Here is a 23,331-nt window from a genome sequence, read left to right as displayed (position 1 = left end):
CGCACCGCCGGACTGGTGAAAGGATTCGGTAACGTGTGACGGCGCGGCGTCGGCCTCACGCCTCCTCGGCCAGCATCCGGCGCAGCCAGTCGAGGAAGGCCGCGGCCTCCGGCGAGAGCGGACGGTCGGGCGCCGGCAGGGCCGCGAAGCCGTTCGCGAAACGGTGGAAGCCTGCGGGCGCGACGAGGCGCCCGGCCGCGAGGTCGTCGCGCACCAGCATCTGCTCGACCAGGGCGACGCCGAGGCCCGACAGCGCCGCCTCGATGCACAGGCCGTTATGCGGAAAGGCGATGTCGCGCGCGGCCGCGAGCTCGCGGCCGGTCGCCGCCTCCCAGGCCGGCCAGGAATGCGGCGTGTGCTCGTGCCGGATCCGGGTCTCGGCGCAGAGGCGCCCGCCCTCCGCCCGGACCGGGTAGGCCGGGGCGCAGACGATGCCGAAGGCGACGTCGCCGAGGCGGATCGCCCGCGCCTCGTCGCGAATCGGCCGGGCGAGCCGGTCCCAGCTCAGCATCAGGTCGGCGCCGTCGTCCCGGGGCGCCCGCGCCGAGGTCATCGAGAGCCGGACCTCCACGGTCGGCCGCTCGCGGTAGAAGCCCGACAGCCGCGGCACCAGCCAGCGCATCGCGAAGGTCGCCCCGCAGGCGAGGTGGACGGTGGCCCCGCGCCCGGCATCGCGCAGCCGCTGGTAGCCCCGCTCCAGCTCGTCGAGCACGCCCGCCACCACGCCACGAAACGCCTCGCCGGCCGGCGTCAGCCGCAGGCCGGTCCCGGCCTTCTCGAACAGGGCGGTGCCGGCCTGCTCCTGCAGCGCCCGCACCTGGCGCGACACCGCCCCGTGGGTGCGACCGAGCTCGTCCGCCGCCTTGGTGACCGAGCCGAGGCGCGCCGTGGCCTCGAAGGCGCGCAGGGAGGCGAGCGGCGGCAGCTGGCGCATGGGGTCCATCCGTGAGCTTTGTGCACGAAGCGCGTGGAAGAACTCAATATACGGCGAGGATCCGCGCGGGTAGGGATGGAGGCGAGACAAGAAGGAGATCCGCCGTGGCCGCCACCGTCATCCCGTTCCCGATGCACCGCCTCGCCGGCGCTCCGCGGACGCTGACCGTGAGCCGCGTGCACGAACCGCGCCTGGCCGGCGTGGCGATCCTGCGGGGCTGGTTGCGCCGCTGGTCGGCCCGACGCGCCCTCTCCCGCGACCTGCCCCGCATGACCGACGCGATGCTCGCCGATGTCGGCCTGAGCCGCCGGGAGGCCGTCGCCGAATCCCGCCGCCCGTTCTGGCGGGCCGGCGCGCACGACGCGGCGTGAGCCGCCCCGGGCCGGCTCCCTCCGGGGCGGCATGCGTCGCGGCCGGTTGACCGCCGGCGGGGCCGCTGCCAGCCTGATCCCGCCGGGGCCCGCATCAAGACGCGTCCCGTCGGGAGGATGAATCGTGCCCCTACGCGTTCGCGCCGCCGTGCTGCACCACGCCCCCGTGGCGCGGCCCTATGCCGAGACCCGGCCGCTGACCATCGAGGCCATCGAGCTCGACCCGCCCGGGCCCGACGAGGTGCTGGTCAAGATCGCGGGCGCGGGGCTGTGCCATTCCGACCTCTCGGTCATCAACGGCGACCGGATCCGGCCGGTGCCGGTGGCGCTCGGCCACGAGGCGTCGGGGGTCGTCGAGGAGCTCGGCCCCGGCGTCACCGATCTCAAGCGCGGCGACCACGTGGTGATGTCGTTCGTGCCGACCTGCGGCGGCTGCGCGCCCTGCCGCGAGGGACGCGGGGCCCTGTGCGAGCCCGGCAACGCCGCCAACGGCCGCGGCACGCTGTTGTCGGGGGCCAAGCGCATCCGCTGCGACGGGGTGGAGGTGAGCCACCACAGCGGCGTCTCGGCCTTCGGCGAGTACGCGGTGATCTCGCGCCGCTCGATCGTGCGGATCGATCCCGACATCCCCCTCGTCGAGGCGGCCCTGTTCGGCTGCGCGGTGATGACCGGCGTCGGCGCGGTGGTGAACACCTGCCGGGTGCAGATGGGCCAGAGCGTCGCGGTGGTGGGCCTGGGCGGCGTCGGCCTCTCGGCGCTGATCGGGGCGGTGGCCAGCGGCGCCGGCCGGGTCGTCGCGGTCGATCTCTCGCAGGACAAGCTCCGGATCGCCCGCGAACTCGGCGCCACCGATGCGTTCCTGGCCTCCGATCCCGATGCGGTCGCGGCGATCCGGGACGCCACCGACGGCGGCGTCGACTACGCCCTGGAGATGGCGGGCTCGGTCAAGGCCTTCGACACCGCCTACCGGATCACCCGCCGGGGCGGCACCACGGCGACCGCCGGCCTCGCCAACCCGAACCACAGCTTCACCCTGCCGCCGGTCGGCCTCGTCGGCGAGGAGCGGGTGGTGCGCGGCAGTTACATGGGCTCCTGCGTCCCGGCCCGCGACATCCCGCGCTACATCGCCATGTACCGCCAGGGCCGCCTGCCGGTGGACAAGCTGATGACCGGCACCCTGACCCTCGACCAGATCAACGAGGGCTTCGACCGGCTCGACCGCGGCGAGGCGATCCGGCAGGTCATCGCCATGTAGGGTCGCCGCCATGTAGAGGGGCCTCGCGCGCGTGTCGGGCGGGGCACGCCGGCGGTTTTTCGTAGGCTGGAGCGCCGTCCTCGGCACTCCGCCGCGCCGCGCGGGCCGGTGCCGCCCTTGCCGGCGGGCGCGGGCGCATGCATCCATCGGCGACCGCGCGCCCGGAGAGGCGCGGGGAGGGCCGCCCGCGGCCGGCCGAGGGACCTTGACCGAAGGACGTGCCATGGGGCTGTTTCAGGATGCCTTCACCCGGGTCGGCCGGGTCGTCATGTCCTATGCGGGCGACACCGCCTTCCTGCACGCCGCCTGCTCGGCGGCCGCCGCCGTGATCCTGGCCGACCAGGAGATCGACGAGCAGGAGATCGAGACGGCGCTCGCCGACCTCAGCAACAACCCGATCCTGCACAAGTCCTACGGCGTGCTGAAGCTCGAGCAGGAGCTGCACGAGGCGATCGCCCGGGCCAAGAGCCGGGCCGGGCGGCTCGAGAACCTGCGCTTCGTCGGCGGCATCGCCGACCGGCCGCTGGAGCAGCGCCAGGACGTCTTCCTCATCGCCGCCGACGTCGCCGACCAGGGCGGCATCAGCGAGCTGGAGCACAAGGCGCTGGACGAGATCGCCGAGGTGCTGTCCGTCGACAAGGCGGCGCTCCTCGGGCTGTGAGGCCCTGACGTCGGGCGATTCCGCCTTATCTCCCGCGCGACGACGCGGGAGACGGATCGCGATGGATGTCGGATTTCTCGGGCTCGGCCGGATGGGCCGGCCGATGGCGCTCAACCTGGTCAAGGCCGGCCACCGGGTCCGGGTGTGGAACCGTTCTCCCGGTGCCGCCGAAGCGCTGCGCGCCCACGGCGCCGAGCCGGTGGCGACACCGGCCGAGGCGTTCCGCGGCGACGCGGCGGTGACGATGCTGGCCGACGACGCCGCGCTGCGCGCCGTCCTCATTGAGGGCGGCCTGCTCGACCAGGCCGAGCGGCCCGGGCTCCACCTCGGCACCAGCACCATCTCGGTCGCGCTCGCCGAGGAACTGGCGGCGGTCCACGGCCGGGCCGGCGTGCCTTATGTTTCCGCCCCGGTCTTCGGCCGGCCGGACGTGGCGGAGGCGGGCAAGCTCAACATCCTGGCCGCCGGCCCCGAGACGGCGATCGCCGCGGCGCAGCCGCTCCTCGACGCGATGGGGGCGAAGACCTGGCGCTTCGGCGAGGCGCCGGCCCGGGCGAACGCCGTCAAGCTCGCCGGCAACATGATGATCGTCGCGGCGATCGAGGCGATGGGCGAGGCCGCGGCGCTCGGCGAGGCCCACGGCGTGCCGGCGGCCGACCTCCTCGACCTCCTGACGAACACCATCTTTTCCGCCCCGGTCTACAGGAACTACGGCGCCTCGATCGCGGCTGCCCGCTACGAGCCGCCGGGCTTCGGGCTGGCGCTCGGCGCCAAGGACGTGCGCCTGGCGCTCGCCGCCGCCGAGGCCGCCCGGGTGCCGATGCCGCTCGCCAGCGTGCTCCGCGACAGCCTGCTCGACGCGCTCGCCCACGGCGACGGCGAGAAGGACCTGGCGGCGCTGGCGACCGTGTCGGCGCGGCGGGCCGGGCGGGGGTAGGGGCGACGCCGCAGGGGACGGCCGATCGGACCCCAGCCCCGGCCGGCGGATCGCGCGGCCGCGACGGCATCACCATCGGAGCGCGCGCTTCTGCGTGAGCGCGGGCCTCGGTGGCCTGGAGCGGCCTTCATCGTTCGCGTGCGGCGACTTGCTTGCTAGAGCGCTTCACGATCGCGTTGCAATCGCGAAGCTCTCTAGGTTTTTGATTTTGCCGCATTTTCGTCGACGAACCGGCATCCACTTCGTCGGAAAATGCTCTAGCATTACAGTTCTTCGGGCTCGGCCCGAGCAGCGTCACGGCGTGATCGCGCGTACTGGCGAGCAACAAGTCTGCATCGACGTAGCCGGCATCGACGAGATGGGTGTCGGGGAGAAGATCGTGGGCCGGCAGGTCGGCATGGATCGACCCGAGTGCGTCGCGGTCGGCGATCGGGGCCAGCGTGGTCGCCACGTGGGTGATCAGGCGTGGGCGATCCGCATCACAGGTCTCGGTGAGGTGGACCCTGTAGCCGATCCATGTCGTGGAACGCTTCTTGGCGTAGTGGGTCTCTGGATCATAGGGCGAGGCGATCATCGGCAGTGACGGTGGAATGCCTTCCGAGGATGTTCGCCCGACAACGCGCGTGGTCTTGGGGCTTGGATGACCCGTGTCGTCTTTCGTGCCAGTCTCGTCATCGACCGAGACGATCTGGACGTTCTGCACCCAGACCCGGTCGAGCAGGATCACGGCCGGGATCTCGCGCAGCCAGGCCGGTGCGTCGGGTAAGAACACGGCCGCCAGGAGCGTGTGTCCGTCGCGGCCGATCTGTTCGGCGTGAGCCCGACGGGCCGCCTCGCCTTGCGGGACGTACGGATCGTCCATAGGTTTGGCGTAACGCTCGCTCCAACTCTCCGCGGCGTGAGCACGCAGCCACCCGGGGGCCGCGACGGCGAGGGCATTGAGGGCGGCACGCAGGGTCTCGGTGGCGCAGCCGAGGCGGTTGAGGCTGCGCACGGCCCCAAGGACGTGCGTGCTGTCGGTGCGCTGACGGCCTCGCGCCACCAGGAGCCGGCGCTCACGGCACAGGGCCAGGAGCGTGTCGAGCAGGAGGGCTCGGGGTGACCGGCCACGAGGCGGGAGCGGAACTCGCTGAGTACCGAGGCATCGAAGCCCGGGGCGGTGAGATCGAGGCCCGGCAGGTCCTTGCAGTCGATGCGGCCACAGGCCGCCTCGGCCGCGCGGCGATCCGATGGAACGCGCGTCGCTGGAGCCGCTCGCCGAGCACGGGTTCAGCGAGGGCAACATGGCCTTCTTCCCCGGGGCGGTGGGCGTGCTGCGCGTCACAGCGTTCTGGCTGAACGGCCACATCGACAACGGCATCACGAAGCCGAACGGCGCCAACGTCCGGGCCGTGTGCTCGGCGCTCGGCGCCCTGGTGATGGGCCAGCTGACCCTCGCCCTGGTGGTCGACGCCTTCACGGGCGAGGCGCCGTCCTTCGTCATCCCGGTCTTCGGGACCCTGACCAACTTCGAGGCGATCTCATGCTACGTCGCGCGCCTCGACGCGGTGGACCGCCGGTCCCGGCTCGGCCGGGCCCTCGCGGCGTTGGAGCGCATGAAGTAGATGGAGCACCTGATCGCACGGCTCCCCCTGCTCTCGTCGATGCCGGCGTTGCAGGTCTTCGTCGGCGGCGTGGTGGCCGTCACCTGCGTCGCCGTGGTGCTGCGCGCCAACAAGGACAAGCGCGAGGTGCCGGCTCCGGCGCCCGGCTCGGTGGGCGATGCCATGGCCATGGTGCATCTGCAAGGGCCGGCCCGTGCTGACGATCCTACGCGACCTGCGGGAGAGCAGTCGGCAGCAGGTCGAGCACCTGGCGCGGATCGCGGAGTGCGTTCGGGTCACGCGCGAGGAGGCGGAGGCCCAGACTGACCTGCTGCGCAGCATCGACCGGGAACAGGTCATCCACAACCGGACCGTCGACCGGCACGAGTAGCACCACGGAACCCGCCCCTTCGTCGAGCCGTTGCTCCGGCGGATTTCCAGACCCGAGACCCCGCCTTCAGCCCCGCCGGCAGCCGCCGAGCGGGGCGTTTTTCGTTTCCGGCCTACGCGGCTCGGTCCTCCGCCTCAGTCGCCGCCGCATCAGGCGTTTCCCAGCGCGGCAGGGATGGCCCGCGCAAGTCCAGTCTCAGGCGCACCGTGCCGATCAGGCCGGCCCACAGGTCCGATGGCAGGCGCGCCCGCCCGCCCGTCCAGCGGTGATCCACCTCGGCGATGTGGAAGCCCTCCGTCAGGCAGGCATCGTCGAGCGCGACATCGCGCGCGGCGTGAAGCCCGTCGTCGAGTGTGAGCCGGCTCAGCGACAGTCCGAGCTGTCGCTGATCCAGGCCAACGGCAGCGTTCCGCGGCGTGTTGGTCGGGGTGACCAGCCACACCTCCTGCGCCGTCGCGGGCAGGAGGAAACAGCCACTCAGTCCCAAACGGACGGGCTGCACGACACGGCCGTCCACCATCAGGTGCGTATCCGCGAACGGCTCGGGCGTCTCGAGGCGCCAGCCCAGCGCCTCGGCGCGTCGGCGGAGCTGGGCACGGGCGGCATCGACGAGGACACCATCCTCGTGGAAGGGCCGGCAGAACTCGGCATGGACGGGCCGATCATCGGGCGCGAGGGCGAGGCCGACGACATCGCTCTCGGCGAAGAAGGCGCGGTTGCCGGCGTCGAGGTAGCTCTCGGCGGGCAGACCCTCGGCGAGCAGGATGTCGTGGCTGTCGAGCTCGACGTGCCAGTAGGTGATGGTATCGACCGTGTCGCGGACGATGGTGGCGCCGTTGACGAGGGCGCTTGCCGGGACGAGCACCTCGCCGAGGAGGTCGAGGCAGACGGCGTGGCCCGGGGAGAGAACGAGGTCGCGGGACGGCCGGTTGTCGCCGAGCGCGTGGGCGCGGATGCGCACGGGCTGGACGCTGTCTGACTGGGGGTGGCGCGCGCAATCAATGGTCCGGTGGCCGAGCCAGACGACCGGTCGCTGGGCGCCGGAGGCGGTGACGGCCTGATCGCCGATCCGCAGATCTTCTACGGCGACCTCGCCGCGGGCGGTCCGGATCAGGGTACCGGCGGTGAAGCAGACGGCCACGACAGACACAGGCACTGAACCCTGTTCAGCTTGCGTGAAGGTCGATTTCGAGGGAAATACTGTGTTGTCTCTGAAGCTCCTCAAATAGGTTACACCAGTAAATGATGAGACCTGTTGAGAGCTGTAATAAAAATTCACATAATTATTATCGTTAGAAAATGGCTAGTAGCTTAGTTGTACTTCGTATCCGACAGAGCCATCGGGATTGCCGGATTGTAATACGAAGCCAGAGACAAAATTAAAAATATTTGCCGTAACGCTAACATTCGAGAATTTCAAAGTGTTATAATCGACGGTGAAAGACCCGCTCACAGGTATTGCGGCTCCACCACCTTGCCGCGCAAGCTGCGTCCCAAATGTGTATGAGTAAACATCTGCCACAGCGTCCTCCCCAGAGGACTCAAATTTCATATTATAGATTTCGCAGGTTGCAATCTGCCCTGAATCATTCCACTCCAGGGTAGCGAACAAACAACAAAAATTAGACCAAACGCAGAACACGACTTGCGCATAAGTCACCCCGCCTTCCACCCGTCCGGCCACGGCACGTTCCTGCCGATGACGAGGGTCATCCGCCGCTCACTTGCTCGGCGAAAACCTCCGGCACCTCACCGAACTGGCCGAGGATCGTCGTGCTCTCCAGTTCGCCCGTCTCGTCGTCTGCCATCATCCGCAGCGCCGCCGCCCCCGGCATCCGGCCGGCGATCGCCTCCGCCCGCTTCAGCGCATCGTTCTCCGTCGGCGCCACGTCCCGGTTGCCCGGCCGCAGCCGCTTTCGGTGGATCTCGAACGTCTGCACCATGAACGTCATCCGCATTCCCATCGCGATCTCCTGATCCTGCCGTCCCCACTCCGCACCGGCCTGAAACTCGACCTAAACCGGGAGAAGTCGGGAAGCTGATGGCGGCGATGGATGCCTGCAACAGCGGTTTCGGTCGCAGCGCCGGGGTGCCGGCGCGGGCGGGGCTCGTCGAGAAGCACACTTGGTCGACGAAGTTCGAGATGCGCTCGCCGCGGTTCACGACCAGACTTAACGAAGTGCCGACAGTGAGCGCGATCGGGGTGTGAGACGCGCCGCGCCCTTTCCGAGGCGAGCAGACGCTCGCGCCGGTCCGCACCCGCCCATCGGACGCTTGAGACTGAGAAAATAAGAACGAAACAAGACTGTGAGCTGAAATCGTTGGAAATACGGCTTTCGACCTAAAATGTGACCAGATAGCGTTTGACTCTGAAACGCTGGCTGATGAAAGTCCGCCACCACTTCGGGAGGTCGGCGTGAAACTGTCTTGCATTGTAGTTGCCTTGGTTCTTTCGTTCGCAGCGCCTGCATGGGCGAAGAATTTCGCATTTCCGCAAAATAATCCGACTGCAACGGTAACAATCCCCGATAAATGGAAAACTAAATCTGTCGAATATGGCTTCGAAGCCAAATCACCAGACAATGATGTTTATTTTTCAATCGAAACTGCTTCTGCTAAATCCATGAAGAAGATGCTGTCCGACAATGTTGCATGGATGAAAACCAACAACATCGTCACGACTGGCAAGCCAAAAGAAAATGATGTTAATCTAGGCGGACTTCAAGGCAAAATGCAGATCATTCCTGCAAAAGACGACAACGGGGCCACTCAAATCATTCTCGTCTACGCCGAGTCGGGCGATCAATTGATATTCATGACATTGTGGGCTTCTGAAGAGGAGCAGAAGGCGAACGATAAGGACATTAACGCTATAATGGGCAGCATCAAGACAATTCAATAAATATTGAGATTGCGTGGCAAGTCGTAAGCCATTGCTGGATCGGGCCTTAGCAGCGTTGCTGGGTTGCCCGGTTCCAAGCGTATGACCGCTAAGCAGATTTCGCCGAAGTGGTTACCAGTTCGGCGCCGAAAATCTGCGACGAAACAAGAACCTAAGCGGGCGAAGCGTTGGCCTGCCAACGCGAGTCTGCTTAGAAGCGAGCCGGCCGCGGTCCCATGACGCGACAACGCCAGCTTCCTCCGCAACAAGGGATCGGCAGCGATCCCCGCCCTGTGCAAACTCTACAGCTCCACCCGCTCCCAGGACGAGATCCGGCACACCTTCGCGGTCGATCGCGACGAGACTGGTAGCCTTCCGCCGCTGCTTCTCACCACCGAGGAGGAGTGGCCCACATGCCTCAAGGCACCGGCCGACGAGGCGCTGCAGCTCCGGCGGCCGCTCCGAGACGAGGTAATGGCCGAGGCGGCGCGAGACGAGCGCTAGAACGGGGTCTGAGCGTCAGGCGGTCGATCATCGACCGGCGGCGCGATCTCGCGCCCTTGCTCGTCGTAGGCGCGGCGCGGATTGCGGCCGCGCCTCACCCCGCATCCCCGCCGTGCATCTCCACGAAGGCCCGGGCCCGATCATAGGCCGACCGGATCAGCCTCGCCTCGAACGGGTCGGTCATGGCGAGATCTTCCCATGCCGGCCACCATGTCACCCGCTGCCGGGCGTGCTCGTGCAGCTCGCTGGCGGCGACGTCGAGGGGCTGGGGATCGGCGGGAGGGTGGGCTATCAACAAGCTTGCCCCGTACGGAAAACGGCGCCTAAGTAATTATCTCAGGCGCCGCTTGGCACTCATCGCTCAATCATTAACGAGTCAAACACATACTGCTTTTGGCGCGTCCCAGCATGCATCAAACTCGGACCCCCCCCCTTTATTTGCAGCCTTCGGATGCTTGAATGGTCTGTGTAAACACAGAACAAGCTCCTCATCGACATCATAACAGGCGACGGGCTTTACATCGTCAAAAAGCCTATCGAGCGCATCTTCAAGTTTGATTCGCTTCTCTTCCGACTTCATACACGACAGCTTAAGCGCTGTCTTGAACATGAACAGCCGAAGAAGCTTTTCAGACGCAGGAGAAATAATGATATTATTATTCTCTAGGCGGGACATGTGTTCGGATGTGACCCCAATCTTTTTGCAAAGCTCTTTGGCTTTCAATCCAATGCACTTGCGCAAAAACTTGATGTCGGCCCCAGAAAGCTTGAGCGAGTGGAGCGCTCTGTTGAGAACAATAGCCCGCAGCAGGCCGTCATAGTCGGGGATATGATAGTCCTCGATTTCGCCCGTCTTATGATTATAGATAATCTGAACGGAATTCCGCAAAATTGCCTTGAAGGGGGCGCCGACAATGTCCGCGTTGAACTCATCAACAGCACGGGTATTTGGCTGCCTAATCCCATGCTGCACAAAGTTCATAACTTCTTCCTTCCTGCTGCTTTTCCACCCCGATGATCCTCACGCGGTACTCTGACGAGACAACGGTCAGGCTGACATTGAGGCCGACGTTTTCGGTTGTTTTCCCGCGCACATCCCACAGGCCGCCCCCCTCGTCGCGGAAGTCGCTGTGGTACACGTGCCCGGTCCTCAAAACATAGTTCACGTCCGTCAGATCGACCCCAGCGGAGCGCATCTGCTCACCGGCTCGAACCGTCCACGAGATGCCATACTCGTGGTCCTGCACGAAGGCGTTGCCGTCCTGACCGCATTCCGCCGCTGCGGCCCGGTCACGCCCTCCCGTCCCAGCACCTCGACGGCGTAGGCGTGCGCCAGGACGGCCGCGGCGACGTCGATGCGGCCCGTCCCCACTTCGACCACCACCGGCTTCGACGGATCCGAGAGATAGGCCGCGACCGCCGCGTCGAGCGCGTCCTCGCCGAGGAGCTTCTGCTTGTAGGCCTCGCCGCCGGTCATCGCTTGGTCTCCCAGGTCGGGATCATGCCCGGCATCTTGAAGGGCTCGTGCCGGTAGGCGGTTCACCTCCCGAGCTTGATCCACTCTGGCGTCACCTCGTGGATGTCGACCGAGAGCGTCACGAGGATCCCGCAGAAATCGCAGCGGATCGTGCCGAGCTCCGGGTGGATCCCGATTAGCCGCAGCGTGTCCCAGCCGGCCTCGTGCGCCTGGACGCCCCACTGGTCGATGAAGGCGCAGAGACGCCCATGCGTCTCGCGCCACTCGTCGGGTCGGAGCCCGCGGCACGGGACGACACCCAGGGAGAGAAGCTGGCGAGACCGCGAGACCAGGTGAGGGTCGTTGCAGGGAGGGGAGAGGAGGCGAGGTCGCCCATGCTGATTCGCGGGGCTCGGGCCGGGGGAGGGGAGCGCCCAGCACATGTGCCGGCTTTTGTGCGTCGGCCATTCACGCTCTGTTCGCAGATGTCCGCATCGTCCGCGGAAGCAAGTGCTGAAGAACAGAGCGGAGAATGGCTGGGGCGCCAGGATTCGAACCTGGGAATGGCGGTACCAAAAACCGCTGCCTTACCGCTTGGCGACGCCCCAACGCGCGGCTGGCGCTTCCATAGCCGGGTGGGCTCGCGCTGGCAACCGGGGCGGCGGGCGGTTCGGGCGTTGCCGTCACGGTGCCGCTCGGCGGTCGGCGCGGGGGAGGGCCTGTCGGGCTCACGTCCGCTCGTGTATGCCGGCAGGAGCGCACAGGCCGGCGAAACGGCGGGCGCGACGAGCGGGGGAGGAGAGGCGCGATGAGCACGCAGAAGGTCGCCCTGGTGACCGGGGCCGGGTCGGGGGTGGGGCGCGCGGTGGCGCTCGGGCTGGCGGAGGCCGGCTACGACGTGGTGCTATCGGGGCGCCGGCCCGAGCCGCTGCAGGCGGTGGCGGGCGAGATCGAGGCCAAGGGCCGGCGCGCGCTGGCGCAGCCGACCGACATCGGCGACGAGGCCTCGGTGGCCGCGCTGTTCGTCCGCGTCGAGGAGATGTTCGGCCGTCTCGACGTGCTGTTCAACAACGCCGGCATCGGCGCGCCGCCGGTCGAGCTCGACGAACTGCCGGTCGCGACCTGGAAGGCGGTGGTCGACACCAACCTCACCGGCGCCTTCCTGTGCACCCAGGGCGCGTTCCGGCTGATGAAGAAGCAGCAGCCGCGCGGCGGCCGCATCATCAACAACGGCTCGATCTCGGCCCACGTGCCGCGGCCGTTCTCGGCGCCCTACACCGCCACCAAGCACGCCATCACGGGCCTCACCCGCTCGACCTCCCTCGACGGGCGCGCCCACGACATCGCCTGCGGCCAGGTCGACATCGGCAACGCCGCCACCGACATGACCGTGCGCATGCAGGCCGGCGTGCCCCAGCCCGACGGCTCGACCCGGCCGGAGCCGACCATGGATGCCAAGCACGTCGCCGACGCGGTGGTCTACATGGCGAGCCTGCCGCTCGACGCCAACGTGCAGTTCATGACCGTGATGGCGACCAAGATGCCGTTCATCGGCCGAGGCTGAGGCGAGGGCGGGGGGGCTTCGCAGCGGGGGCTTTTCGGTCCCGAGAGCCTCCCGGCCCCGGAGCCTCTGGCCCTGCGCCGCCGGCTTGGGGTAGAGAGGCGGCGCGGGCACCGCGTGCCCGCGCGTCCCCGTCCGGGGACCCTTCTCACCTCACCGAAGACCGGGCCCCTACTAGGCCCGCGACAGATTCCCGGGTCCGGGCTAGACACCTCCCATGCTGATGCAGACAGACGCCCCGCGCGCCCCCGCCGATCCGGTCGCCCGGCGCCGCACCTTCGCGATCATCTCGCACCCGGATGCCGGCAAGACCACGCTGACCGAGAAGCTGCTCTTGTTCGGCGGCGCGATCCAGCTCGCCGGCGAGGTCAAGGCCAAGCGCAACCGCGTCTCGACCCGCTCGGACTGGATGGGCATCGAGAAGGAGCGCGGCATCTCGGTCGTCACCTCGGTGATGACGTTCGAGTACGGCGACTGCGTCTTCAACCTGCTCGACACGCCGGGCCACGAGGACTTCTCGGAGGACACCTACCGGACGCTGACCGCGGTCGATTCCGCCGTGATGGTGATCGACGCGGCCAAGGGCATCGAGGCGCGCACCCGCAAGCTGTTCGAGGTCTGCCGCCTGCGCGACATCCCGATCGTCACCTTCGTCAACAAGCTCGACCGCGAATCCCGCGACCCCTTCGACCTCCTCGACGAGATCGAGAAGACGCTGGCCCTCGACGTGGCCCCCGTCACCTGGCCGATCGGGCGCGGGCGGAGCTTTGCCGGCACCTACGACCTGCTGCGCCGGCGCGTCCGCCGGCTCGACGCGGCGGACGATGCCGGCACGGTGCCGGTCTCAGGGATCGACGACCCGCTCTTCGACACCCTGCTGCCGGAGCCCGGCGACGCCGCGACCTGGCGCGAGGAGGCGGAGCTGGCCGAGGGCGGCTGCAAGCCGTTCGACCTCGACGCGTTCCGCGAGGGCCACCTGACCCCGGTGTTCTTCGGCTCCGCCTTGCGCAATTTCGGCGTGCGCGACCTGATCGACGGGCTCGCCGAGGTGGCCCCGCCGCCGCGCGGCCAGGACGCCGACACCCGCGCGGTCTCGCCGACCGAGCCGAAGATGACCGGCTTCGTGTTCAAGATCCAGGCGAACATGGACCCGAACCACCGGGACCGCATCGCCTTCATGCGGGTCTGCTCGGGCAAGCTCAGCCGCGGCATGAAGGCGAGGCTCGTGCGCACCGGCAAGCCGATCTCGCTGTCCTCGCCGCAGTTCTTCTTCGCCCAGGACCGGGCGATCGCCGACGAGGCCTATGCGGGCGACGTCGTCGGCATCCCCAACCACGGGACCCTGCGCATCGGCGACACGCTCACCGAGGGCGAGGAGCTGGTCTTCCGCGGCGTGCCGAGCTTCGCCCCCGAGCTCCTGCGCCGGATCAAACTCACCGACGCGATGAAGGCCAAGAAGCTGCGCGAGGCGCTGCAGCAGATGGCCGAGGAGGGGGTGGTGCAGCTCTTCCTGCCGCAGGACGGCTCGGGCGCCATCGTCGGCGTGGTGGGCGCGCTGCAGCTCGACGTGCTCAAGGAGCGGCTCCAGGCCGAGTACGGCCTGCCGATCGACTACGAGCCGACCCGCTTCACCATCTGCCGCTGGATCGAGGCGCAGGACCAGGCCGAGCTCGACAAGTTCATCGGCTCGCACGGTTCGTCGATGGCGAGCGACCTCGACGGGGCACCGGTCTTCATGGCGACCACGGGCTTCTCGCTCAAGTACGAGGAGGACCGGGCGCCGGCGATCCGCTTCACCGACGTCAAGGACTACCAGAAGCGGCGGGCGTGAGAGGGAGGTCCGGCGCGGCCCCGGGACGGGGCGGCGCCGGGTTCAGAACTTGCCGAGCAGCGGGAAGTCGACGTTGAGGCTGGACAGCGGGCCGACCGGGGTCTCGCGCTTGCGCGGCCGGCCGTTGAGCACCTGCTTGAGCTTGGTTTTCAGCAGCGACAGGTCGAACGGCTTGAGGATGAAGGCGTCCGCCCCGGCGAGGTGGGCGACGTTGATGTCCTCGAAGCTGAACGAAGTCTCGGTCAGGATGAACGGCGTGTTGTGCAGCGCGTCGTCGGCCCGGATCTCGCGCAGGAGCTGGATCCCGTCCATCGGCTCCATGTCGAGGTCGGAGATCACCAGGCCGTAGCGCTTGGTGCGCAGCTGGTCCAGCGCCTGCGGCCCGTCGGTCACGCCCTCGACCTCCGGGAAGCCGAGGCGGTTCATCAGCTCCGTCACCAGGCGGACGAGTTTGGCCTGGTCGTCGACGATCAGGATCGGGGGTGCTTCGCTCATCGGGATCAGCCAGCGGGTTGGGTTTCATGACGGGCCATCGGGGGCTCCCGGCGGCACTTAGACGAACAGGTGGTCGATACCCTGCTTGGCCATCGTGTCGGCCTGGAGAGCCTGGGCCAGCGCGTGGATCGTGCTCGACTTCGGGGTGCCGCGCTGGAGCATCGGTGCCAGGTTGGCCTTCTGGAACAGGGCGTCGTTGGTCGGCGTGCGCAGCACGTAGGCGAACGACGTCACGAATTCCCGCTTGGCGATCTCGCGCCACTCGACGATGTGCACGTCGCGGTGGCGGGAATCCCCGCCGATCCGCTGGAACGTGTCCTGCACCGACATCCGCTCCCCCTCGAGGATCTGGATGAAATAGCCCTGATCGACGATCAGCAGGCTGGTGATCACCGAGAACTCGTTCTTCTTCTGCGCGTGCCGGGCGATCTCGTTGATCTGGCGCAGGCGCGCGGCCGGATCGGCGGAGAGCTGGGCCCGCGAGAAGTAGATCAGGTGGATGAGGCTGCTTCGTTTGCTCGTGCGCATATCCCTGGGGTCCAGCACCGTCCAGACATGCAGGTAAGGGCAAGAGGTTCAACAGCCCGTAAACGTCATGCCCTCTGTCCCGCGGCAGTTTTTGCCGGACGGCGCCGGCCGCGCCCGGCGGGTTTTGCCGCCCCGCTCCGCATCAGCTCAACGATATCAACGGCTTGGCCGTGGCACGCGGCTTGCGGACCCATTCCCCCGGATGACCTTGGCGGAACGGAGCCCTGGGTGAGATGGACGTTTTCGGCGCGCTTCAGACCTCGGTGTCGGGCCTCAAGGCCCAGGCCTTCAGCCTCGAGAACATCTCGGGCAACATCGCGAACTCGCAGACCGTCGGCTACAAGCGGATCGACACCGACTTCGTCGACATGCTGACCGAGCGGCCGGCCAAGCAGCAGGCCGCCGGCGGGGTCGCGGCGTTCTCGCAGCTGACCAACAACCTCCAGGGCGGCGTCGCGGCGACCGGCGTCGCCACCAACATGGCGCTCAGCGGCGACGGCTTCTTCACCGTCCAGACCAAGGGCAGCGACGCGGGCGGCAGCCCGGTCTTCTCGGCCGGCAACCTCTATACCCGCCGCGGCGACTTCGCGGTGGACCGCGACGGCTACCTCGTCAACGGCGCCGGCGCCTACCTGACCGGGCAGAGCCTCGACCCGGCGACCGGCCTCTCGACCGGCAACGGGCCGATCCAGATCTCCGGCACCTCCCTGCCGGCCAAGGCCACGACCAGCATCTCCTACGCGGCGAACCTGCCGAGCACGCCGGCCACCGCCTCGGGCTCGGCGCTGCTGGGCACGCTGCCGGGGGGCGACGCCCGGGTGCTCTCCGGCACCGCGGCGAGCGCCCCGTCGGTGGCGGCCTCCGACACCGCCGCCTTCGTCAAGTCCAGCGTCGCCGGCGGCGAGCTCACGGCCTATTCGGGCACCGGCTCCCCGGTGAGCATGCAGCTGCGCTGGGCCAAGGTCGCGGAGGCCGACGCCACGGCCGGCACCAGCGGCACCTGGAACCTGTTCTACGCCGACCAGACCGCCACCGGGACCTCGGCCGGCACCTGGAAGAACGCCGGCACCGCCTTCGCCTTCAACGGCAGCGGCCAGCTCACCGCACCGACCGGGACCAGCCTCAGAATCCCGGACGTGACGGTGAACGGCACGAAGCTCGGCGCGGTCACGCTGGATTTCGGCACCGGCGGCCTGACCCAGTACGGCGCGGCGGCCGGCGAGGTCACGACCAACACCCTGCAGCAGAACGGCTACGCCGCCGGCACCCTGAACTCGCTGGCGGTAACGAGCGACGGCAAGCTCACCGGCACCTATTCCAACGGCAACAGCGTGGCGCTGGCCCAGGTCGGGGTGGCGCGCTTCAACGCGCCCAACAGCCTCAAGGCGGTCTCGGGCGGCAACTACGCCGAGACGGCGGAATCCGGCGGGGCCCTCTCCGGGCTGGCCGGCGGCACGATCATCGGCGGCAACGTCGAGCAGTCCAACACCGACACGGCCGGCGAGTTCTCGAAGCTCATCGTCACCCAGCAGGCCTACTCGGCCAACACCCGGGTGATGTCGACCGCCCAGCAGATGATGTCCGACCTGATCAACGTGATCCGCTGACGGCGGCTCGCCTCTCATTCCGTTCCGGAGCCGGCCGCACGACGCGGCCGGCTCCGGCCCGCCCGCGAACAGCCGGAGCGCGGCGCGGTCCCGATCAGGGGCGCGGTGGCCCGGCCCCCCTCTGCCTACCCGGATCAGACCGATGTCCCTCAACGCCCTCAACACCGCGACCGCCGGACTGCAGGTGACGCAGGCGGCGATCGGCCTCGTCTCGCAGAACGTCGCCAACGCCGGCACCGCCGGCTACGTCAAGCGCACCCTCACGCCGGTCTCGACCCTGGGGAATTCCGGCGTCGCCACGGGCGCGATCGGCCGGACCCTCGACGCGGTCTCGCTCAAGCAGCTGCGGCTCGAGACCGCCGGGGCGGCCTATACCGGGCTCACCGCCAAGGTGCAGGGCCAGCTCGACGCGCTCTACGGCACGCCCGGGACCGCCTCCGCCCTCGACGGGGTGATGAACGCCTTCACCCAGTCGCTCCAGGCGCTGGCGACCGACCCGACCTCCGCCGCCTCCCGGGCGAGCGCGGTGAGCGCGGCCAAGACCGTCGCCACCACCGTCTCGGGCATCGCGCAAGGGGTGCAGGATCTGCGCAGCGGCCTCGAATCGCAGCTCGGCAGCGAGGTCTCGTCGGCCAGCACCCTGCTCGCCCGGGTCGCCGCGCTCAACGGCAAGATCGCCGGGGCCTCGAAGACCGAGCCCGCCACCGCCGACCTCCTCGACCAGCGCGACCAGGCGATCAACACCCTGTCGCAATACCTCGACGTGACGGTGCGCGAGCAGTCCGACGGCTCGGTCTCCCTGCTCACCGCCTCGGGCGCGACGCTCGTCGACCACGGCGCGGCCGCGAGCCTCGCCTTCGACGGCCGCGGCGCCCTGACGGCGCAGTCGCAGTACACCGGCGATGCGAAGACCCGCGGGGTCGGAACCGTGACGGCGACGACGCCGGCCGGCGCGAGGATCGACCTCGTCGCCACCGGGGCGATCCGCTCCGGCTCGATCGCCGCCGCGGTAAGCTTGCGCGACGACACCCTGGTCCAGGCCCAGCGCCAGCTCGACGACCTCGCGGGCGGCCTGTCGCGGGCGCTGAGCGACCGCCCCGCCACCGGCACCGCGGCCTCCGCGAACGGGCTCTCGGGCTTCGACATCGACCTCACCGGGCTCCAGGCCGGCAACGCCGTGACCCTCGGCGTGCGCAACGCCGCCGGGGTCGGCCGCAACCTGATCCTGATGCCGACGAACGGCGCGGCGCCCGATCCGATCGACCCCCGCCTCACCGACGATCCGACCGCCCTCGTGGTGCCGGTCGACATCTCGGGCGGACCCGCGACCTTCGCGGCCCGGATCGGCGAGGTGCTCGGCACCGGCTTCACCGTGTCGAGCACGCCCGGCGGCGCGGCCGGCGCGGTGCGCATCCTGTCGGACCCGGCCGCCCTCGCGCTGACCGGGGCGAGCGCCTCCGTCACCGTGCCGGCGAGCGCCGCCGACACCAAGGCCGGCACCGGCCAGCTCGCGCTGTTCGTCGATGCCGGGACCGGCGGCGGGGTGTTCACCGGCTCCTTCGAGGGCGGCTCGCACCTGACGGGCTTCGCCCAGCGCCTCGCCGTCAACCCGGCGGTCGCGGCGGATTCCTCCGCGATGGTGGATTACGCCGCCGCGACCGCCTCGGGCGACACCGCCCGGCCCCGCGCCCTCGCGGACGCCCTGACGAGCCGCACCCTGACCTTCTCGGCGGCGAGCGGCATCGGGGGCGTCAGCGCTCCGCGCGCCGCCACGGTCGTCGGCTTCACCCAGTCGGTGATCGACGCCCGCGGCGCCGCCAGCGCCGAGGCCCAGCAGCTCGACGAGGGGCAGCAGATCGCCCTGTCCTCGGCCCAGAGCCGCTTCGGCAAGGAATCCGGGGTCAGCGTGGACGAGGAGATGTCCAAGCTGATCCAGCTCCAGACCGCCTACGGCGCCAATGCCCGGGTGCTGACGGCCGCCCGCGACATGCTCGACACCCTGCTCCGGATCTGACGAGGAAAGCCCGCGATGACCATCGCCCCCTTCGCGGCCGGCAGTGCCGCCGCCGATCTCAACACCCGCCGCCTCGTCGCCATGAAGGCGTCGCTCGGCACGCTCTCGAACCAGCTCTCCAGCGGCCGCACCGCCGACACCTATGGCGGGCTCGGCGCCGGGCGCACCCAGAGCCTCGGCGCCCGCGCCCAGATCAGCGCCCTCGACGGCTTCATCGCGGCCGCCGGCACCGGCGCGAACCGCGTGGCGCTGGCGACCGCCAGCGTGCAGCAGGTCGCGACCCTGGGATCGGCCGCCGCCAGCGGCCTCGTCGGCGCCCAGGCCGCCTCGGGCGCCGGGGCCCGTCCCACCCTGCAGCAGAGCGCGGCGGGCCAGCTCGGCGGTGTCCTCGACGCCCTCAACCAGAGCAACGGCAGCCTCTACATCCTGGGCGGCCGGGTCACCGACCGGCCCCCGGTGGAGACCGCGAGCCGCATCCTCGACGGCGACGCCGAGACCGGCCTCGACGGGGTCAAGGCGGTGATCGCCGAGCGGCAATCGGCCGATCTCGGCACCGGCACGGCGAAGACCGGCCGGCTCGACCTCTCGGCCGCGGGCGCGGCCGTGAGCCTGTCGGAGAGCGCCGACGCCGGCGTGCGGGAGAATTTCGGCTTCACCCTCGGCAGCGTCGTCAGCTCGAACCCGGCCGGCCTCTCGGTCGCGCTCACCGCGGCGACGCCCTCGACCGCGACCCTGTCCTTCGCCAGCCAGCCGCGGGACGGCGACATCGTCCGGGTGACGGTCCGCAACGCCGACGGCAGCCAGGGCTTCGTCGACCTCACCGCCCGGGCGGCGGGAACGAGCGGGGACGACACCTTCGCGATCGGATCCGATGCGGGCGATAGCGCCCGGAACCTCACCGCGGCGCTCGCCGGCAAAACCTTCGCCGGCAAGGCCGTGGTCGGCGCCCAGAGCGCCAGCCCGCCGGGCGCGGCGGCGGCGCTCTCGGGCGGTACCCCGGCCTCGGCCACCGTCACGGTGGGAGCCGGGCTCAAGGCCGGCGACAGCGTCCAGGTCACGCTGGGCCTGCGCGACGGCACCAGCAAGACCCTGAGCCTCAAGGCCGGCGACGGCAGCCAGTCCGGCTCCTTCGCGATCGGCGCGACCGACGCCGCCACCGCCGCCAACCTCTCGGCGGCGCTCGCCGGCGCCCTCGATTCCACGGCCCGGACCGACCTCGCGGCGAGCTCCGCCACCCGGGCGGCGAGCGACTTCTTCGCCGGCTCGTCCTCGCCGGGCCTGAGCCCGCGCCGGGTCGCCACGGATGCCGCCGGCAACGCCGCCGGCTACCTCGCCGATCCGAGCGGCCGCACCGTGATCTGGTACAAGGGCGACGACACCTCCGTCGATCCGCGCCGGACCGCGACCGTGCCGGTCTCCCGCGACCAGTCGGTGGCGATCGGCGTCCAGGCCAACGAGGCGGCGTTCCGCGCGACGCTGAGCGGCCTTGCTGTCCTCGCCACGACCTCGTTCGGCACCACCGAGGCCGACACTCCCCGCTTTACCGCCTACTCGGCCCGGGTGCAGGCCCAGCTGCGGCCCGGCGACGGCCAGCCCTCGGTGCAGGGCATCGCCTCCGAGCTGAGCCTGGCCTCGGCCCAGATCGCCACCCAGAAGACCCAGAACACCGCCACCAAGTCGATGCTGGAGAAGACCGTCGACGGCGTCGAGACGGTCTCGACCGAGGAGACGGCCGCCAAGCTCCTCAGCCTGCAGAACCAGCTCCAGGCGAGCTACCAGGCGACCTCGATGCTCGCGAAGCTGTCACTGACGAACTACCTGTAAGATCGGGGAGGGGCCGGGCGGCGCCTGCACCGCCGCGTCGGCGGTATGAGTTGCACACCGGCTTCGCGATCCCCGGCGGATGAAACGAGGCGGTCATCGTCCATCCCCGTTGCGAGCGTCGAAGGCGGTTTTCGGTCTCGCGCGAGTCCCCCTCTCCCGTGTGGGAGAGGGGACAGGGGTGAGGGTGCTACGGCTCTGAGTAAAGCTCAGACTGTCGTGCTGGCAGCTCAACGGTCGAGTTCTGTTCTGAAGCGTATCACCCTCGCGCGATCTCCGATCGCCCCTGCCCCTCTCCCACACGGGAGAGGGGATCCAGCGCTCAAAAAAGAACGTAAAAATCAATATTTTGGATGATGTTTCCGTTTGGCCGGGGCCAGCGTTTGGAGCCGTGCGGCGAGGTCGGCCGGGATCTTGTCCGCGGCCCACCGGCGGACCACGCGGTCATCGCATTCCGGGATGTCGGCGATTCCCCGCTGCGACCATTGCGGCGGATTCGGCACGTCACGGAGACGATCCGGGTCACGACATGAGCTTGACGAAGGCGGCCCCGGCTCCGAACAGCGCCGCGCCCGCCGCCATGCTGGCGGCCATGATCTGTCAGGGAGCGAGCACGCGGTCGCGTTCCAGCTTCGCCGCTTCGGCCTGAAGCTTGGCCTGCTCGGCCATCAGCTTGCGCTGTTCGGCGATGAACTTTTGCGTTTCCTCGTTCGAGCGAATGACGCGGGCGACCTGTTCGGCGATATCGAGAGCGGCTTCAGCCATCGGGAAGGCCTCTCGGTTGGCGCCTGGACTGTCCATAATGTGCGGAAGCTGATGACCTTTCGTCAAGAAATCACCCGGTTCCGGCTGGTCGCGTTGCGACGCAGCCGCGCCGTCAGGCCTCGCCCCTCTCGTCCCGCGCCCGCGCCAGCACCAGGTCCGTGAAGATCCGCGCATGCGGCATCTCCGGGGCCGGCTCGCGCACGAGGGTCATCGGGGCGCGCGGGGCCGGGCCCGAGATCGCGCGGTAGCGCACCCCCTCGGTGGCCAGCCGCGCCATCGAGCGCGGCACGACGGCGAGCGCGATGCCGGTGGCGACGAGGTTGACCACCGAGGCGAGCTGGGGCGCGTCCTGGGCGATGCGGGGCGAGAACCCGGCCGCCGCGCAGGCCGCCATGATGCCGTCGTAGAGCGCCCGGCCGTTGCGGCGCGGATAGACGATGAAGCCCTCCGTCGACAGCTCCGCCAGGGCGACCGGGCCGGTCTCGCCGGCGAGCCGGTGGGTCGCGGGCAACGCCACCACCATCGGCTCGTCGAACAGGTGGCGGGCCCACAGGTCGTCGACCTCGCCCTCGCCGGGACGCATGAAGGCGACGTCGACCCGGCCGGCCCGGAAGGCGGCGAGCAGGCTCGCGGTCGTCTCCTCGAGGAGCGCGACCCGCACGTCCGGGTAGGCGCTGCGGTAGTCGCGGATCGCCCCGGTCACCAGGGGGTGGAACGAGGCGGACGAGGTGAAGCCGATGCGGATCTCGCCGACGTCGCCGGTCGCGATGCGCAGCGCCCGGCTCTTCGCCGCGTCGACGGCGGCCAGCACCGCCCGGGCGTCGTCCGCGAAGGCGCGGCCCGGCTCGGTCAGGGCCACCCCGCGCGACAGGCGCTGGAGGAGCGCGGTGCCGATCTCGGTCTCGAGGCTCTTGATCTGGTGGCTGAGCGCCGGCTGCGCGATATTCAGCCGCTCCGCCGCCCGGGTGATGCTGAGATCGTCGGCCACCGCGACGAAGTAGCGAAGATGGCGAAGCTCCATCGCGCCGGTTTCCCCCTGACCTCCGGCCCTCGCCGCCGCCGGAACCGTGTCCGTCGGTCCTACGATAGCCCAGGCTCGGGGGAATGGCATGGGGCGCGGACGGCTCGGGGTTATCCGCGCGGCACGGTGTCCCGCACCGACGGGCGGTCGGCTTGCGCATCGCGGAAGGCCGCGACCTTGGGGCAGAGCGAGCGCCAGTCCCGGTCGGGGAAGCGGAAGACCAGGTAGTCCAGGGCCGTGACCGCGGCGATCCCGGCCAAGCCGAAGGGCTCCTGGACGGTCTCGAAGATTGCATCGAGGCGCCGCAGGCCCTCCCGCATGGTGCGGAAGCGCTTCTGGCCGACGAGGCCGGCATCGAAGTCCGGCGCCGACTTGCGGCCGATGATCACCGCCACCGCGGCGTCGAACACCCCGATCGCCACCCCGGCGGCCGAGAGCGCGGCGGGCCCGCCCGCGAGCAGCGCCGGTGTCGTGCCGGCGGCGTCGAGATGGGCGAGGATCAGGAGCGCCTCGGTCAGCCGCGTGCCGTCGTCGGCGACCAGCGCCGGCACGCGGCCGGCCGGGTTGGCGTCGAGGAAGGCCGCGTCGTCGGCCCAGGCGTCGACGAAGGTCGTCTCGACCGCCGTGTTCAGGCCCTTCTCGATCAGCGCCATGCGGACGAGGCGCACGAAGGGCGAGGTCGGGTTGGCGTAGAGCTTCATCGGGGATCCTTCCG

General features: G+C 69.5%; 26 protein-coding genes and 1 tRNA gene. 13 read left to right on the top strand and 14 right to left on the bottom strand.

Annotated features, from left to right (window positions below; translation table 11 throughout):
• Positions 1-55: 55 nt before the first annotated feature.
• The gene (locus BMX97_RS20560) at positions 56-934 is read right to left on the bottom strand and encodes a LysR substrate-binding domain-containing protein (protein ID WP_091753146.1); all 879 of its coding nucleotides are present in this window, start codon (positions 932-934) and stop codon (positions 56-58) included.
• 104 nt (positions 935-1,038) lie between these two features.
• Between BMX97_RS20560 and BMX97_RS20555 the strand changes: the two genes are divergently transcribed.
• The 4 genes from BMX97_RS20555 to BMX97_RS20540 all read left to right on the top strand — a co-directional run bounded on the left by BMX97_RS20555 (position 1,039) and on the right by BMX97_RS20540 (position 4,158).
• The gene (locus BMX97_RS20555) at positions 1,039-1,305 is read left to right on the top strand and encodes a DUF1127 domain-containing protein (protein WP_244538550.1); all 267 of its coding nucleotides are present in this window, start codon (positions 1,039-1,041) and stop codon (positions 1,303-1,305) included.
• Between the two features lie 124 nt (positions 1,306-1,429).
• The gene (locus tag BMX97_RS20550; protein ID WP_177202294.1) at positions 1,430-2,560 is read left to right on the top strand and encodes a zinc-dependent alcohol dehydrogenase family protein; all 1,131 of its coding nucleotides are present in this window, start codon (positions 1,430-1,432) and stop codon (positions 2,558-2,560) included.
• Between the two features lie 223 nt (positions 2,561-2,783).
• Positions 2,784-3,221 (top strand): tellurite resistance TerB family protein, encoded by a 438-nt coding sequence (locus BMX97_RS20545; RefSeq protein WP_060848154.1) that lies wholly within the window; start codon positions 2,784-2,786, stop codon positions 3,219-3,221.
• Between the two features lie 61 nt (positions 3,222-3,282).
• A complete protein-coding gene (locus tag BMX97_RS20540) occupies positions 3,283-4,158 on the top strand; it encodes an NAD(P)-dependent oxidoreductase (RefSeq protein WP_091753144.1) in 876 nt (291 codons plus the stop codon).
• 127 nt (positions 4,159-4,285) lie between these two features.
• On the opposite strand, the gene BMX97_RS33820 is transcribed toward BMX97_RS20540, so the two are convergent.
• Positions 4,286-5,152, bottom strand: a complete 867-nt coding sequence (locus tag BMX97_RS33820; protein WP_244538549.1) for a hypothetical protein — start codon at positions 5,150-5,152, stop codon at positions 4,286-4,288.
• Between the two features lie 235 nt (positions 5,153-5,387).
• Here BMX97_RS33820 and BMX97_RS20525 point away from each other — a divergent pair, with 235 nt between their 5' ends.
• A complete protein-coding gene (locus BMX97_RS20525; RefSeq protein ID WP_244538548.1) occupies positions 5,388-5,762 on the top strand; it encodes a hypothetical protein in 375 nt (124 codons plus the stop codon).
• A gap of 193 nt (positions 5,763-5,955) precedes the next feature.
• Positions 5,956-6,132 carry a hypothetical protein gene (locus BMX97_RS32955; protein ID WP_177202293.1) on the top strand — a complete coding sequence of 59 codons (177 nt, stop codon included), beginning with the start codon at positions 5,956-5,958 and terminating at the stop codon, positions 6,130-6,132.
• Between the two features lie 112 nt (positions 6,133-6,244).
• Here the strand turns inward: BMX97_RS32955 and BMX97_RS20520 are convergent, their stop codons facing one another.
• Positions 6,245-7,273, bottom strand: a complete 1,029-nt coding sequence (locus BMX97_RS20520; protein ID WP_177202292.1) for a Hint domain-containing protein — start codon at positions 7,271-7,273, stop codon at positions 6,245-6,247.
• Positions 7,274-7,841: 568 nt separating this feature from the next.
• On the bottom strand, positions 7,842-8,096 hold the full coding sequence (locus BMX97_RS20515) for a hypothetical protein (RefSeq protein ID WP_091753140.1): 255 nt from the start codon (positions 8,094-8,096) through the stop codon (positions 7,842-7,844).
• Positions 8,097-8,173: 77 nt separating this feature from the next.
• Here BMX97_RS20515 and BMX97_RS20510 point away from each other — a divergent pair, with 77 nt between their 5' ends.
• Both BMX97_RS20510 and BMX97_RS32220 read left to right on the top strand, forming a co-directional pair.
• Positions 8,174-8,341, top strand: coding sequence for a DUF4113 domain-containing protein (locus tag BMX97_RS20510; RefSeq protein WP_244538547.1), 168 nt, complete (start codon positions 8,174-8,176; stop codon positions 8,339-8,341).
• 207 nt (positions 8,342-8,548) lie between these two features.
• Positions 8,549-9,034, top strand: coding sequence for a hypothetical protein (locus BMX97_RS32220; protein WP_143074666.1), 486 nt, complete (start codon positions 8,549-8,551; stop codon positions 9,032-9,034).
• 859 nt (positions 9,035-9,893) lie between these two features.
• Here BMX97_RS32220 and BMX97_RS32215 read toward each other — a convergent pair.
• The 5 genes from BMX97_RS32215 to BMX97_RS20495 all read right to left on the bottom strand — a co-directional run bounded on the left by BMX97_RS32215 (position 9,894) and on the right by BMX97_RS20495 (position 11,581).
• A complete protein-coding gene (locus BMX97_RS32215; protein WP_143074665.1) occupies positions 9,894-10,499 on the bottom strand; it encodes a hypothetical protein in 606 nt (201 codons plus the stop codon).
• The gene (locus tag BMX97_RS32210) at positions 10,474-10,656 is read right to left on the bottom strand and encodes a hypothetical protein (RefSeq protein WP_143074664.1); all 183 of its coding nucleotides are present in this window, start codon (positions 10,654-10,656) and stop codon (positions 10,474-10,476) included. Before BMX97_RS32210 ends, BMX97_RS32215 begins: the two co-directional genes overlap by 26 nt.
• 32 nt (positions 10,657-10,688) lie before the next feature.
• A complete protein-coding gene (locus BMX97_RS20505) occupies positions 10,689-10,994 on the bottom strand; it encodes a hypothetical protein (RefSeq protein ID WP_091753139.1) in 306 nt (101 codons plus the stop codon).
• A gap of 62 nt (positions 10,995-11,056) precedes the next feature.
• A complete protein-coding gene (locus tag BMX97_RS33345) occupies positions 11,057-11,416 on the bottom strand; it encodes a hypothetical protein (protein WP_091753138.1) in 360 nt (119 codons plus the stop codon).
• A 90-nt stretch (positions 11,417-11,506) separates the two neighbouring features.
• Positions 11,507-11,581 (bottom strand) — tRNA-Gln (locus tag BMX97_RS20495).
• A gap of 200 nt (positions 11,582-11,781) precedes the next feature.
• Here BMX97_RS20495 and BMX97_RS20490 point away from each other — a divergent pair.
• The gene (locus tag BMX97_RS20490) at positions 11,782-12,537 is read left to right on the top strand and encodes an SDR family oxidoreductase (protein WP_091753137.1); all 756 of its coding nucleotides are present in this window, start codon (positions 11,782-11,784) and stop codon (positions 12,535-12,537) included.
• Between the two features lie 214 nt (positions 12,538-12,751).
• Entirely contained in the window at positions 12,752-14,365 is a 1,614-nt protein-coding gene (locus tag BMX97_RS20485) for a peptide chain release factor 3 (protein ID WP_091753136.1), read from the top strand.
• 42 nt (positions 14,366-14,407) lie between these two features.
• Here the strand turns inward: BMX97_RS20485 and BMX97_RS20480 are convergent, their stop codons facing one another.
• The gene (locus BMX97_RS20480) at positions 14,408-14,860 is read right to left on the bottom strand and encodes a response regulator (protein ID WP_091753135.1); all 453 of its coding nucleotides are present in this window, start codon (positions 14,858-14,860) and stop codon (positions 14,408-14,410) included.
• A 57-nt stretch (positions 14,861-14,917) separates the two neighbouring features.
• A complete protein-coding gene (locus BMX97_RS20475; RefSeq protein ID WP_091753134.1) occupies positions 14,918-15,388 on the bottom strand; it encodes a BLUF domain-containing protein in 471 nt (156 codons plus the stop codon).
• Between the two features lie 233 nt (positions 15,389-15,621).
• Here BMX97_RS20475 and BMX97_RS20470 point away from each other — a divergent pair, with 233 nt between their 5' ends.
• From BMX97_RS20470 to BMX97_RS20460, 3 genes are all read left to right on the top strand, one after another.
• Positions 15,622-16,995, top strand: a complete 1,374-nt coding sequence (locus BMX97_RS20470) for a flagellar hook protein FlgE (RefSeq protein ID WP_091753133.1) — start codon at positions 15,622-15,624, stop codon at positions 16,993-16,995.
• Between the two features lie 142 nt (positions 16,996-17,137).
• Complete coding sequence (flgK, locus tag BMX97_RS20465; protein ID WP_091753132.1) at positions 17,138-19,009, top strand: flagellar hook-associated protein FlgK; 1,872 nt, start codon at positions 17,138-17,140, stop codon at positions 19,007-19,009.
• Positions 19,010-19,024: 15 nt separating this feature from the next.
• On the top strand, positions 19,025-20,833 hold the full coding sequence (locus BMX97_RS20460) for a hypothetical protein (protein ID WP_091753131.1): 1,809 nt from the start codon (positions 19,025-19,027) through the stop codon (positions 20,831-20,833).
• Between the two features lie 597 nt (positions 20,834-21,430).
• On the opposite strand, the gene BMX97_RS20455 is transcribed toward BMX97_RS20460, so the two are convergent.
• The 3 genes from BMX97_RS20455 to BMX97_RS20445 all read right to left on the bottom strand — a co-directional run bounded on the left by BMX97_RS20455 (position 21,431) and on the right by BMX97_RS20445 (position 23,317).
• Complete coding sequence (locus BMX97_RS20455) at positions 21,431-21,595, bottom strand: hypothetical protein (RefSeq protein ID WP_348273128.1); 165 nt, start codon at positions 21,593-21,595, stop codon at positions 21,431-21,433.
• 112 nt (positions 21,596-21,707) lie between these two features.
• Positions 21,708-22,616 carry a LysR substrate-binding domain-containing protein gene (locus tag BMX97_RS20450; RefSeq protein ID WP_177202291.1) on the bottom strand — a complete coding sequence of 303 codons (909 nt, stop codon included), beginning with the start codon at positions 22,614-22,616 and terminating at the stop codon, positions 21,708-21,710.
• Between the two features lie 110 nt (positions 22,617-22,726).
• Entirely contained in the window at positions 22,727-23,317 is a 591-nt protein-coding gene (locus BMX97_RS20445; RefSeq protein WP_091753129.1) for a glutathione S-transferase family protein, read from the bottom strand.
• Positions 23,318-23,331: the final 14 nt, after the last annotated feature.

This window comes from Methylobacterium sp. ap11 (assembly GCF_900110515.1).
GTDB classification, from domain to species: domain Bacteria; phylum Pseudomonadota; class Alphaproteobacteria; order Rhizobiales; family Beijerinckiaceae; genus Methylobacterium; species Methylobacterium ajmalii.
The sequence above is the reverse complement of the archived record's forward strand: the minus strand, read 5'-3'. Positions and strand labels throughout refer to the sequence as shown.